The organism is Sulfitobacter sp. M39, from assembly GCF_021735935.1.
GTDB lineage: Bacteria > Pseudomonadota > Alphaproteobacteria > Rhodobacterales > Rhodobacteraceae > Sulfitobacter.
Window position 1 is genome coordinate 2676359 of record NZ_WMDZ01000001.1, and the last position, 13038, is coordinate 2689396.

General features: G+C 59.8%; 13 protein-coding genes. 4 read left to right on the top strand and 9 right to left on the bottom strand.

Annotated elements, in window-relative coordinates:
• Window positions 1-47: 47 nt before the first annotated feature.
• Window positions 48-1151, bottom strand: coding sequence for a bifunctional diaminohydroxyphosphoribosylaminopyrimidine deaminase/5-amino-6-(5-phosphoribosylamino)uracil reductase RibD (gene ribD / locus GLP43_RS12880; RefSeq protein WP_237279617.1), 1104 nt, complete (start codon window positions 1149-1151; stop codon window positions 48-50).
• 2 nt (window positions 1152-1153) lie between these two features.
• Window positions 1154-1621, bottom strand: a complete 468-nt coding sequence (gene nrdR / locus GLP43_RS12885) for a transcriptional regulator NrdR (protein ID WP_005849229.1) — start codon at window positions 1619-1621, stop codon at window positions 1154-1156.
• Window positions 1622-1814: 193 nt separating this feature from the next.
• Here nrdR and GLP43_RS12890 point away from each other — a divergent pair, with 193 nt between their 5' ends.
• Entirely contained in the window at window positions 1815-2486 is a 672-nt protein-coding gene (locus tag GLP43_RS12890; RefSeq protein ID WP_237279618.1) for an SDR family oxidoreductase, read from the top strand.
• Between the two features lie 2 nt (window positions 2487-2488).
• On the opposite strand, the gene GLP43_RS12895 is transcribed toward GLP43_RS12890, so the two are convergent.
• The 7 genes from GLP43_RS12895 to GLP43_RS12925 form a co-directional block, all read right to left on the bottom strand.
• Window positions 2489-2902 carry a secondary thiamine-phosphate synthase enzyme YjbQ gene (locus GLP43_RS12895; protein ID WP_237279619.1) on the bottom strand — a complete coding sequence of 138 codons (414 nt, stop codon included), beginning with the start codon at window positions 2900-2902 and terminating at the stop codon, window positions 2489-2491.
• Between the two features lie 34 nt (window positions 2903-2936).
• Window positions 2937-3335, bottom strand: coding sequence for a hypothetical protein (locus GLP43_RS12900; protein WP_237279620.1), 399 nt, complete (start codon window positions 3333-3335; stop codon window positions 2937-2939).
• A 17-nt stretch (window positions 3336-3352) separates the two neighbouring features.
• A complete protein-coding gene (locus GLP43_RS12905) occupies window positions 3353-3763 on the bottom strand; it encodes a hypothetical protein (protein ID WP_237279621.1) in 411 nt (136 codons plus the stop codon).
• Window positions 3764-3904: 141 nt separating this feature from the next.
• The gene (gene rpoD, locus GLP43_RS12910; protein WP_237279622.1) at window positions 3905-5887 is read right to left on the bottom strand and encodes an RNA polymerase sigma factor RpoD; all 1983 of its coding nucleotides are present in this window, start codon (window positions 5885-5887) and stop codon (window positions 3905-3907) included.
• 134 nt (window positions 5888-6021) lie between these two features.
• Entirely contained in the window at window positions 6022-7995 is a 1974-nt protein-coding gene (gene dnaG, locus GLP43_RS12915; protein ID WP_237279623.1) for a DNA primase, read from the bottom strand.
• Between the two features lie 171 nt (window positions 7996-8166).
• Window positions 8167-8475: a hypothetical protein gene (locus GLP43_RS12920; RefSeq protein ID WP_237279624.1), complete on the bottom strand. Its 309-nt coding sequence runs from the start codon at window positions 8473-8475 to the stop codon at window positions 8167-8169.
• Window positions 8476-8724: 249 nt separating this feature from the next.
• Window positions 8725-10155, bottom strand: a complete 1431-nt coding sequence (locus tag GLP43_RS12925) for a Glu/Leu/Phe/Val family dehydrogenase (RefSeq protein WP_237279625.1) — start codon at window positions 10153-10155, stop codon at window positions 8725-8727.
• 371 nt (window positions 10156-10526) lie between these two features.
• On the opposite strand from GLP43_RS12925, the gene GLP43_RS12930 reads away from it, so the two are divergent.
• From GLP43_RS12930 to GLP43_RS12940, 3 genes are read left to right on the top strand one after another with little or no spacing between them, the layout of a single operon-like run.
• A complete protein-coding gene (locus GLP43_RS12930) occupies window positions 10527-11942 on the top strand; it encodes a TadE/TadG family type IV pilus assembly protein (protein WP_237279626.1) in 1416 nt (471 codons plus the stop codon).
• Window positions 11939-12478: a TadE/TadG family type IV pilus assembly protein gene (locus GLP43_RS12935; RefSeq protein ID WP_237279627.1), complete on the top strand. Its 540-nt coding sequence runs from the start codon at window positions 11939-11941 to the stop codon at window positions 12476-12478. The genes GLP43_RS12930 and GLP43_RS12935 overlap by 4 nt, the downstream gene beginning before the upstream one ends.
• Complete coding sequence (locus GLP43_RS12940) at window positions 12478-13038, top strand: TadE/TadG family type IV pilus assembly protein (RefSeq protein WP_237279628.1); 561 nt, start codon at window positions 12478-12480, stop codon at window positions 13036-13038. The genes GLP43_RS12935 and GLP43_RS12940 overlap by 1 nt, the downstream gene beginning before the upstream one ends.

A 13038-nucleotide genomic window follows, 5' to 3' on the forward strand; every position in this document is an offset into this window, starting at 1 on the left:
GGGGGCCAGCCCCCGCGCCCCCGGGATTTTATGCCATTTGGACGGGGTTAGGCGGGCGTGTTGCTGCGGGTCCAGATGTGGAGCAGGTCCGGGCCGATGCGCGAAGTTTCGGTCAGGGTGAAGCGCGGGGCCTGTGCCAGCCGTTGAAGCTGCAGCGGCGCGATGGCGGGCAAGCCGTCCGCGCCAAGGGTCAGACCCGCCGTAAACCCGACGAGTTGATCCACGAGACCCGCCTTTAGCAGCGTCGCAGCCAGTCCGCCGCCACCCTCGCAGAAGATGCGTGTCAGACCGTGGCGTCCAAGCTGCTGCAGCATGTCGTGGGCGTCGATCTGGCCCATCTTTGATGCGCAAGAGATCAGCGTCGCGCCAAGGCTTTCCCAGGTCTCGATCAGCTCTGCCGGGGCCTTGGGGCCGTGGCAAAGGATCAGGGGGATGTCATTGGCGGTTCTGGCGAGCGTGCCATTCAGGGGGATGTCCAGCCCGTTCGACACAACGATCCGTGTCGGCTGGCGCGTGGTGCCAAGGTCGCGCACAGTCAGGCTAGGGTCATCCTGCCGCGCCGTGCCACCACCCACCATGACCGCGTCATGGCGGGTGCGCATGGCATGGACCACGCGGCGGGCGGGCGGGTCTGTGATCCATTGGCTTTCGCCCGACGCGGTGGCAATACGGCCGTCAAAGCTGCTGGCGAGTTTGAGCGTCACCATCGGACGGCCTTCGTCGACACGCAGGAAAAAGCCAAGATGATCCGCGCGGGCTTCATCTTCGAGCACGCCGACGTCAACGAGAATGCCCGCCGCGCGGAGGATCGCAATGCCCTTGCCACTGACGCGAGGATCGCTGTCGGTGCAGGCGATCACCACGCGCGCAGGCTTGGCAGTAACAAGCGCATCGGCGCAGGGAGGCGTCTTGCCGGTATGGGCGCAGGGTTCGAGGGTGACATAGATTGTCGCCCCCTGCGCCGCTGGCCCTGCCTGACGCAGCGCTTCGGGTTCTGCATGGGGCCTGCCGCCCGGCTGGGTCCAGCCGCGGCCGACGATGCGGCCTTGCTGCACGATGACGCAACCCACGGCGGGATTGGGCCAGACAGTCCCCTGCCCGCGCCGGCCCAGCGACAAGGCCAGCGCCATAAAGCGCGCGTCGTCAGACATGCTTATTCGTCCGCAGGGGTATCGGGCCGCAGTTCCTGCACGAACTTGTCGAAATCATCTGCCGCCTGAAAGTTCTTGTAGACGCTGGCAAAGCGGACGTAGGCGACGGTGTCTATGCGGGCCAGTGCCTCCATCACGATCTCGCCGATCTGCTTCGACCCGACGTCGGTTTCGCCCATGCTTTCCAGACGGCGCACGATGCCGCTGATCATCTGATCGATCCGTTCGGGATCAATCGGGCGTTTCTGCATCGAGATACGGATAGAGCGTTCCAGCTTGTCGCGGTCGAAATCCTCGCGCTTGCCCGAGGTTTTGACGACAACCAGATCGCGCAGCTGCACCCGTTCATAGGTGGTAAACCGACCCCCGCAGGCGGGACAGAAGCGACGGCGGCGGATCGAGACGTGATCCTCGGCCGGGCGGCTGTCTTTAACTTGGGTGTCGATATTTCCGCAAAACGGGCAGCGCATGGCCGGTCCCCTTATCTTAAACCTGCTCAATAGGGGGTGAAACACCCCCATTCCCCAAAACTATAGGACCAACGCGAGGTTTTGGGTAGGGGCGAAATGCCCATCTATATGTTGTAGCGGGCAAAACTGCCCTGAACTTTGGCTGATACCATGCGTTACCCCTGCAAGACGACTGATCTGAAAGGAATTCACTATGACCAAGACGCTTTTCATCACCGGCGCCTCAAGCGGGATCGGTGCAGCCACCGCCCGCGCTGCTGCCAAGGCCGGCTGGAACGTCGGGCTTTTCGCCCGCAGCGAAGACAAGCTGAAAGATATCGCGCGCGAAATCGGGGGTCAGGCACTGGTACTGACCGGGGACGCCACGCAATACGACGATCAGGAACAAGCCATGAGCCGCCTTGCGCAGAAGTTCGGGCAGATTGATGCTGTCTTTGCCAATGCGGGACGGGGGACATCGCCGGGGGGCACCGAAAAGGGTGACCCGGAAGACTGGAAATCGATGATCGATCTGAACGTGATGGGCGCGCTCTATACGGCCCATGCCTCGATGCCATATCTGCGCAAGACCACGGGGCAGTATGTGGTGACCGGTTCCGCCGCAGGACGCCGCCACATCAAAGGGTCGATCTACGGCGCCACCAAGTTCTTTATCCACGGCTTTGCAGGCAACCTCGCCGATGAGATGGCGGAATGGGGCGGGCGCTGCATGGTTGTGTCCCCCGGCATGGTGGACACGGCATTCTTTGACGAAGCCAAGCCCGACAAGCTGAAACCAGAAGACGTCGCATCGGCCGTGATGCACGCGCTAAAGGCACCGGCCCATGCGGTCGTGCGCGAAATCCACCTGATGCCGGTGGACTGAGTTCAGGCGAAATGCACCGCGATGCGCCTGCTATGGGGCGCGTCGCGGTGTTCGAACAGATAAATGCCTTGCCATGTGCCCAACACCATGCGGCCTGCAACCACGGGGATGCTTAGCGTGACGGGCAGCACTGCCGCTTTGATATGCGCGGGCATGTCATCTGGTCCTTCCAGTGTATGCCGCAGGTAGGACATTGACGGGTCATCCGCAGGCGGCACCAGACGCGAGAAGTAGGCCAAGAGATCGCGCTGCACATCCGGGTCCGCGTTTTCCTGAATAAGCAGCGAAGCGGAGGTATGGCGCAGGAACAGCGTCACCAACCCGTCAGAGCGTTGCCCCGACAGCGCTCGATCCACCTGATCTGTAACCTCGTAGAGCCCCTGCCCGCCTGTCTTGACCGTAAACTCGCTGTTCATTCTGCCCGCCTTTTGCTGATGCGTCAGGCTAGCCTCAACGCCCGGGCGATTGCAAACCACCACAAAGCGTGATCCCGTGGCTGATGGTCATGGCCGACCCGGCCTTCGTCAAGGATCCGCCCAGGATCACGACCGGCGATGGGGTCAGCCCCGCGGGATCCAGTGTGAACGTGACACCGCCATCGCCGCCAAAACCACGCGCGCGCGGCTCGCTCACATAAAGCTTTTGGCTGTCCTGCGCGCCCATTTCACGCAGCGCATAATCCGCCGCGGCACACCAATGACCGCGCGCACCAAAGCCGGTGCTGCCGCTAATATGCACGCCGCCCTCGGTCGGCGTGAAGGTCAGACGGTCATTCGGCACATAGGCCTGTGCGAGGGCTGGGGTCGTAGCCAATGCGGCCAGTACAAAAGCGGTAGTCAGGGTTTTCATCGTAGTATTCCTAATATTCAAAAGTCTTTAAGCTCAAGGATGTAGTCCTTGCAGAACTGGATGGCGTGGCCCACGGGCAGGGCCTGACCCGCGTTGCGCACCGATACCGAGTAGGATTTGAATGCAGACTTCGAAAGCTCTGCATCATTCAGGGTAAAGACAACTCCCGTGCGGCCTACCCCGCTGATAGATGGCCCGCGCGGCGACTTGACGTAGATCGCAGCGGCGCTTGACGTGCCGAGCCTTTCCTCGGCATATTCGGCGGCGGCACACCACATGCCCCGGGCCCCTTCGCCATGATCCTCGATCACCTCGAAGGATGCGCCCGACAAAGGGATGACCTGCAGCTCGTTCACCGCCGTAAAGGACTGCGCGAATACGGCGAGCGGGGCGGCGGAGAGAATGGCGGCAAGGGCAAGGCGTTTCATGGCGGCTCCTGTTTGGTGCGTCTTTCACAGATAGGCTGCGCAGCGGGATTTTAAATTCACAGCTTCGAGATCGTCGTTTCAGCGCATGAAAAAAGGCGGGTGCCTGAACACCCGCCTTTCGAAACTCTCGTGATCCACCGCTTACTGATCGAGGAACGACCGCAGCTTGCGAGACCGGCTTGGGTGCTTGAGCTTGCGCAGCGCCTTCGCCTCGATCTGACGGATACGTTCGCGGGTCACGCTGAACTGTTGGCCGACTTCTTCCAGCGTGTGGTCGGTGTTCATACCGATGCCGAAGCGCATCCGCAGTACGCGTTCCTCGCGCGGGGTGAGGCTGGCCAGAACCCGTGTCGTGGTCTCCTTGAGGTTTTCCTGAATGGCGCTGTCGAGCGGCAGCACGGCATTCTTATCCTCGATGAAATCACCAAGCTGGCTGTCTTCCTCATCACCGATGGGGGTTTCAAGGCTGATCGGCTCCTTGGCGATCTTCATCACCTTGCGAACTTTCTCAAGCGGCATCTGCAGCTTCTCGGCCAGCTCTTCAGGCGTCGGCTCCCGGCCAATCTCGTGCAGCATCTGGCGGCCGGTCCGAACCAGCTTGTTGATCGTTTCGATCATGTGGACCGGGATACGGATGGTGCGCGCCTGATCCGCGATCGAACGGGTGATCGCCTGACGAATCCACCATGTCGCATAGGTCGAGAATTTATAGCCGCGACGGTATTCGAACTTGTCGACGGCCTTCATCAGACCGATGTTCCCTTCCTGAATAAGATCAAGGAACTGCAGGCCACGGTTGGTGTATTTCTTGGCGATGGAGATCACGAGACGCAGGTTCGCTTCGACCATTTCTTTCTTGGCCTGACGGGCCTCTTTCTCGCCCTTCTGAACCTGCTGCACGATGCGGCGGAATTCAGAGATATCAAGACCGACGTATTGACCAACCTGCGCCATATCGGCCCGCAGCTCGTCCACCTTGTCAGAGGACCGTTCGATGAACATCTGCCAGCCGCGACCGGACTTCTCGGCCATCCGCTCCATCCAGTTGGGGTCAAGCTCGTAGCCGCGATAGGCGTCGACGAATTCCTTGCGGTTGATGCGCGCCTGGTCGGCAAGCTTCACCATCGCAGAGTCGATCTGCATGATGCGGCGGTTGATGCCGTAAAGCTGGTCAATCAGCGCTTCGATACGGTTGTTGTGCAGGTGCAGGTCGTTGACCAAGGCCACGATCTCGGACCGGACGCGCTGGTATTCTTCCTCATCGGTCTTCGAAAAGGTGCCATCCTCGCTCAGCGTGGCCGCGATCCGGCTGTCCTGTATCTGGCTCAGCTTGACGTAGTCATCGGCAATGATGTCCAGCGCTTCCAGCACCTGTGGCTTGAGCGCGGCTTCCATCGCGGCTAGCGACATGTTGGCCTGTTCGTCGTCATCCTCGTCGTCGTCATCGTTCGAGATCGGGTTGCCATCGGCATCCACTTCGCTGGTGCTTTCGGCGGGCTTTGTCTCGGTGCCCGCGGTTGGCACAACCGGTGTCGTTTCCTCTTCGTCGCCCATCTGGGTGCCGAATGTCGCCTCAAGGTCGATGACATCGCGCAGCAAAATGTCTTCCGACAAAAGTTCGTCGCGCCAGATCGTGATCGCTTGGAAGGTCAGCGGGCTTTCACACAGCCCCGCGATCATCGTGTTGCGCCCTGCCTCGATCCGCTTGGCGATGGCAATCTCGCCCTCGCGGCTCAGCAGCTCGACGGACCCCATCTCGCGCAGATACATGCGCACAGGGTCATCCGTGCGGTCCAGCTTTTCGGACGTGCCAGAGGACAGCGCCACATCACGGTTGCTTTCCGTGGTCGCAACTTCGGTCCCGCCCTTGGCGTCTTCTTCTTCGGCTTCTTCGTCTTCGATCACGTTGATGCCCATTTCGGACAACATCGACATCACATCCTCGATCTGCTCCGAGCTGACTTGGTCAGGGGGCAGAACGGTGTTCAGCTGATCGTAGGTGATATAGCCCTTTTCACGGGCTTCGCCGATCATCTTTTTGACGGCGGCTTGGCTCATATCAAGCGAATGGCCGGCATCCTGGTCGTCAGACTTCGCGTCTTCGTTCGTGTCTTTGGCGGCCATGAAATTTCCTCCAGCGAATGGGTGCGAATCACGTGACGTGATTCGGTTGTTCGAATCATGCGGGGTTCTGGGTGATTCTTAAACCCGTTACCCTGTATTTTGTTAAACATCCCGGCGAAAAAGCCACGCCGGGTTCATTTTTTATCTTTCGCATCACCCTTCAGGATCGACCCCAGCAATGCGTCAAAAGCGCTGCGTTCGTCCCGGCTGATGTGGGCACCGTTCTCGGCAATGTCGTATTCTGCGGTATCTTCCTGCCCGCTGCGCTGTGCGCGATCGGCGTTGCGTGCCGCTTCGCCCAACCGCCATGTCAGCCCTTCATCCGCCGTGCCGGTCAGATCTTCGACCGCATCGGCAATCTCTTCGTCCAGCCCGCGCACGGCTTCCAGCTTGCCCAGTTCTTCAGCGACAGTCATGCGCGTCTTTTCCAGGTTGCCAGGGCTGCGGATGCAGGGCGTGATGGCTACGTGGCGCTGCGCCAGCATGTTTTCAAGGGTGTACTCCCCCACGGCGTCATAAATCTTTTCGCGCAACACCGCCGGGTCGTGATGCACATGGCGCAACATCAAATCGCGAATACGCCCGTGATCAGGGTCCTGACAGCGCATCGCGGCAAGCCCGTTCTCGAACTCCTCCACCAGCTGCGGACAGCCCAGCAGGGCCATCAGAATCACCGCCTCGCGCAGATGCTCGGTCGCCCCTAGCCCGGCTGCGGTCACCAGAATAGAGGATTTCGCACTCGGGGACGGCCCCTGCGGCGCGGGGGTCCATTTGCCCCCAGCGGAGGCGCGCGCGACGGGGCTAAATTCTTTCTTAGGCTTATGCGGTCGGAATAGCTGCCAGCGCAGATCCTTGATTTCCTGACCATAATGGCTGCGGATCGACGGGTCTTTGATCATCATGATCTTTTCGCGTAGCGCCTTGTCCAACCCTGCCTTACGCTCGGGGCTGTCGAAAACGCGGCCGTCGGTCTCGCGCTGCCACAGCAGACGCACCATTGGCATCGCGTTATCCAGTAACTTTTGCAACGCTGGTGCCCCGTGGGCGCGGAGCAGATCATCCGGATCCTGCCCGTCAGGCATCACGGCAAAACGCAAGGATTGCCCCGCCTCTAGCAGCGGCAGCGCCAGATCGATCAAGCGCATTGCCGCACGTTGCCCTGCCGCATCCCCGTCCAGCGTGATGATCGGCTCGGGCGAGATGCGCCACAACATCTGCAGCTGGCTCTCGGTGATCGCCGTGCCCAAAGGGGCCACCGCCGCACCAAAACCGGCCTGCACCAATGCGATCACATCCATATAGCCTTCGGCCACGATCAACGGCTTGCCTTGCCCTGCGGCTGTCCGCGCATCGCGCACATTGTAGAGGCTGCGGCCTTTGTCAAAAAGCTCCGTCTCGGGGGAGTTCAGATACTTGGCGTTGTCATTCGGGTCCATTGCCCGCCCGCCAAAGGCAATCGCACGCCCCCGCGCATCCCGGATCGGATACATGATCCGGCCCCGGAATGTATCATAAGGCCGCCCGCCCTTGGACGAAGGCTTGGCCAGCCCCGCCCCAAGGATCAACGCATCCTCGACATTCTTGGCCTTTAGGTGATCCCAAAGCCCTTGCCACTGGTCCGGCGCGAACCCGATTTCCCATTGCTCCAAAGCCTGCGGCGTCAGCCCGCGCCCGGCAAGATAGTCGCGCGCGGCCCCTGCCGCAGCGGTGCGCAGCTGCAGCCGGAAGTACTGCACCGCCAGCTCCATCACCTCGGCCAGTTGCGTGCGCTTATCCGCCTTCTCCTGCGCGCGCGGGTCTTGTTTGGGCATGGGCATCCCCGCCTCACGCGCCAGTATCTCTACCGCTTCCATAAAGCTGACATTCTCGGTCTCGCGCACGAAAGAGATCGCGTCCCCCTTGGCGTGACACCCGAAACAATAGTAGAATCCCTTGCGGTCATCGACGTGGAAGCTGGCGGATTTTTCCTGATGGAACGGGCACGGAGCCCACATATCGCCCTTGCCTTGATTGGACTTGCGCGGATCCCACATCACTTTGCGCCCCACCACCTGTGACAGGCTGGCACGGCTGCGCAGTTCATCCAAAAATCCAGGGGGCAGGCTCATACTGTTATATATTGGGTCGGCAGGGCCAAAGTCCAGCACCCAAAGCCTGTGCGGCGGGCTTCATTTTGCCAGATAAACTCCGGTGGGATCGTCCGTCAGGGCGATGGGGGCTGGTCCCCGTCTTACCGCCCCGACAGGGATTACGGCGCGATCAAACGACGCGCGCGGGCGTCACTGGCTCAAACACATCTCGTTCCAAGCGGCAGAGAGATCGTTGCTTTTGACCTCGCGCATTTTCATCTCGTAAACCCAAGGGGCGACGAGCGGGACAACCGCGTCATAGCGATCGGGCCATTCGGGGTTCTTGGAGGCAACGTGATCCGGCACGTCACGCTCTTTCACGCGGTCGATCCGCGCTTGCCGGACCGCCTGCACGACATCAGCCTGATACTGGCAATCGGTTTCAGCGCTGGTGGCGGCGAAGACAGGCGCGCTGGACGTCGCCAGTGCTGCGGCAATCATGAGTTTACCAAATTTCATCGTCACATCTCCTAAATGTTTCTTTGCAAGCCCGCCGCAATTCCACTGCCTACGCCGTTTAAAGGCTGCAGCGGACACGAGAGCGGATGCTCATTGCGCAGGAACCTAGCCAGCCCCCGTTGGAATACAAGTGATAGGGCGGTTTTCCGCAGTACGCGCCTGTGTGGTTTGGCGCGTCTTTGCCGAAAGCCGCTATCACAGCGGCTTTCGGGGAACTTTTCAGGGGCGCAGCATAGGGCCCGCGCGGGGTTAAAGTCCCTTTGCGCGGTAGCTAGCGGCGACCTTGCCGATGCTGACCAGATAGGCGGCGGTGCGCAGGTCTTCGACATCGTCGCGGCTGTGCCAGACTTCCGCCATCGACCGGTAGGCGTCGCTCATCGTGTCGTAAAGACCGGAGCGGACCAGCTCGAGCTCCCCCGCGCCGCGCAGGTATTTGTCCTTGAAGTTCGGGCTTAACTGCCAGCCGACACCGCTATCGGCGCTCAGACGTTCCAGCTCGTCCACTAGCAACTGGTGGCGGCTTTCCTCGTTGCGGCGCTGCATACGGCCAAAACGGATGTGGCTCAGGTTCTTGACCCATTCGAAATAGGACACCGTCACACCGCCGGCGTTGGCATACATGTCAGGGATGATCACCACGCCTTTTGCACGCAGGATATCATCGGCACCGGCGGTTACGGGGCCGTTGGCGGCTTCGACGATCAGCGGGGCCTTGATCTGATGCGCGTTGGTCAGATTGATCACCCCTTCCAGCGCCGCAGGGATCAGGATGTCACATTCCGCTTCCAGCAGCTTGGCACCGTCTTCTTCAAGGGGCGCATCGGGATAGCCCTTGATCGTGCCGTGCATGGAAATCCAGCGGTGCACCTCTTCCACATCAAGACCACGGTCATCGAACAACGCGCCATCACGTTCAATGATCGCGGTGATCTTGCAGCCATCCTCTTCGCTCAGGAACTTGGCGGCGTGGTAGCCCACGTTGCCCAAGCCCTGCACCACAACGCGTTTCCCGTCCAGCTCGCCGCCCAGACCGGCCTTTTCCATCCCCTTGGTGTCGCGGAAGAAAGCGTGCAGCGCATATTGCACGCCGCGGCCCGTCGCCTCGGTCCGACCGTGGATACCGCCCGCGTTGATCGGCTTGCCCGTCACACAGGCAACCCCGTTGATGTCCGTGGTGTTCATGCGTTTGTACTGATCCGCGATCCAGGCCATCTCGCGCTCGCCCGTGCCCATGTCGGGGGCGGGAACGTTTTGCGCGGGATTGATCATATCGCGCTTGATCAGCTCGTAAGCGAAACGGCGGGTGATCAGTTCCAGCTCGTGTTCATCGTAGTCGCGCGGATCAATGCACAGCCCGCCTTTGGAGCCCCCGAACGGCGCTTCGACCAGCGCGCATTTATAGGTCATCAACGCCGCCAGCGCCTCTACCTCGTTCTGGTTCACGCCAGGGCTGTAACGGATGCCGCCCTTGACCGGCTCCATGTGTTCGGAATGGACCGAGCGATAGCCGGTGAAGGTCTGGATACCACCGCGCAGGCGCACGCCGAAACGCACCGTGTAGGTCGCGTTGCATACGCGAATCTTCTCTTCCAGACCCGGCGACAGGTCCATCAGGGCCACCGCCCGGTTAAACATGATGTCGACGCTATCGCGAAAGCTCGGTTCGGTTCCGGGGTTCATTCTACGCTCCTAAATTGGCTCTGCGACCCTGATGCGGGCCGGTTCATCGCCTCGCCTTTTGAACATGGCACCTGCGTCAAGCAAAGCTGTAAATCACCATATTTCGAAGTTTTCGCACAAATTTTAATCAGTTTGAAAACTTATCGCCTAAGGCGAGCAATCACCGCACATCAGACAAGCAGTGCGCGAAGTTTCCTGACAGGGGACAGTCCGGCTGCGCCCGCGGGATCTGCCCTGAAAACGGCCTGAGTATACACTTTTTTAAACGTATTTCGCCCTATTTCGGCCAACTTCACCCCGCATATCTGCTGGCAACGCCGATCCGCCCGAAATGCGTCTGTCGCATGGGTCGCACGAATAAGGACATGGAAATGCCGGTTAACGATACAGTGAGTAAATGGGTAACCCTCCCCCTGCGCAAGCAGTTGACGCGGTTCGCCCGTGAAGACGACGGGTTGGTGACGATCCTCGCGCTTTTCATGATCATGATGATGATCGCCGTAGGAGGCATCCAACTGGATTTCATGCGCCACGAGATGGAACGCTCGCGCCTGCAAGCTGTATCCGACCGTGCTGTTCTGGCCGCTGCCGATCTGGATCAGATGCGCGACCCCAAAACGGTGGTGGAAGATTACTTTTCCAAATCGGGCATGACCGAGTTTCTGTCGAATGTCACTGTCGACGACGGTCTGAACTTTCGCACCGTGACGGTCGACGCAAGCAAAGACATGGACACCCAGTTTATTGGCCGATTTGGTTTCCCCACGCTCGAAGTGCCCGCCCATAGTCAGGCGGAAGAACGCGTTGCGAAAGTCGAAATTTCGCTCGTGCTCGATATCTCGGGGTCGATGGCCACCAATAACCGTCTGGGCGAAGTACAGGACGCCGCCGACATCTTTCTGGACACCGTGCTGAAGGACGAGAACGAAGACCTGATTTCAGTCTCCCTGGTCCCCTACTCGGAACAAGTGAACGCGGGCCCGCTGATCATGGACCGTATGAACGTGAACAGAAAGCATGACTATTCCCACTGCATTGATTTCGACAATGGTGACTTCGATTCAATCGCGATGAATAGCAGCACCCGGTATGACCAGATGCAGCACTTCCAGTGGAACTACGATGGCCGCAACAACTACCGTGACGATACGGTTTGCCCGCGCTACGATTACGAGCGTATTACCCCGTTTTCGCAAGACAAACTCACGTTGAAGAACCAGATTGATGACCTTGTACCGCGCGCTGGTACGTCGATCTTCCTTGGCATGAAATGGGCCGCAGCGATGCTTGATCCGGCGTTCCGGGACATCAACAACTCGCTGGTGAACGCCGGGCATGTCGACCGTGAATTCTACAACCGCCCCGCCAGCTATGACGATTCAGAAACGCTTAAGACTGTTATCCTTATGACAGATGGCGCGAATGATAACTCGTTCCGCATCAGCAATACGTACTACAACGAAGATAGCGAGTATGTTCACTGGAATAGGTACAACCTTTGGTGGTACCTACGCCGCGAGGTAAACTCGCGCTACTGGAGCTATTTCTATTATCAGAAGTACAACAAATCGCTGGGCAACACCTTGCTGTCGAATATCTGCGACGCTGCCAAAGCCAAGCGGATCGTGATCTGGTCCATCGGGTTCGAGGTCGATGACGAGGATGTCGACGCGATGCAGGATTGCGCCTCCTCGCCCAGCCACTTCTTCCGCGTCGAAGGCGTCGAGCTTTCCGAGGCTTTCCGCGCCATCGCCCGCCAGATCAACCAGTTGAGATTGACCCAATGATCGCCCGCATTTCACAAGCGCTGCGCCGGTTCCGCCGGGGTGAGGATGGCGCGGTTGTCCTGATCGAGTTCGTGATCCTCTTTCCGGTCATCTTCGGCATGTTCCTCGCGTCGGTCGAGGTCAGCCTTTATTCCCTGCGACAGTTCCACCTGAACCGCGGGCTGGAAACGGCAGTACGGTACATCCGGCTGAACACACGCACGACGATCACCCACGACATGATTAAAACGATGATCTGCGACAACGTGGGCTATATCGGCGACTGCAAGGATACCCTGCGCCTAGAGATGGTGCTGGTGGACCCGCGCAACTTCGCGGCGATGAACGCCTCGCCCGACTGCGTGGACACATCCCTACCCGTCAATCAGGAACGCGGCTTTACCCTTGGGGCGCAGCACCAGTTGATGCTGCTGCGGGCCTGCGTCAAGTTCGATCCGATGCTGCCGGGCAGCGCTATGGGCTTCAAGTTCGAAACTGATGGCGCGGGACAGGGCAGCATGTACGCCGTATCCTCCTTTGTGCAGGAGCCAAGCTAATGGTTATCTCTTATCTCAAACGCCGTGTATTGGCGCGTTTCCTGCGCGATCAGGACGGCAGCGCCTCGATCGAAGCGGTGATCATGATGCCCATGGTCTTCTGGGTCTATCTGGCGATGTTTACCTTCTTCCAGACCTATCAGGAATATTACACCAACCAGAAAGCGGCCTATACCATCGGCGATATGATCTCGCGCGAGACGCTGCCGATGGACACCGAATATATGGACGGCGTTCAGGATCTGCTGGACTATATGACCCGGTCCTCGGGCGAAACGACAGTGCGGATCACCTCGGCGCAATACGATCAGAAGAACAAGCGGTTCCTGCTGCATTGGTCCCGCGCCCGCGGCAGCCTGAGCGACGCGACCCAGGCCGATGTGACGGCCTGGACGGATAAAATTCCGGAGCTGGAGGATGGTGAATATATCACCGTCACCGAGACATGGACGTCATTTGCCCCGCCCTTCAACATCGGGCTGCCGGTGCAAGAGGTGAAGAACTTTGTCTTTACCCGCCCGCGCTACGCCCCTTGGGTGCTCTATTCGGACGGGGCTTAA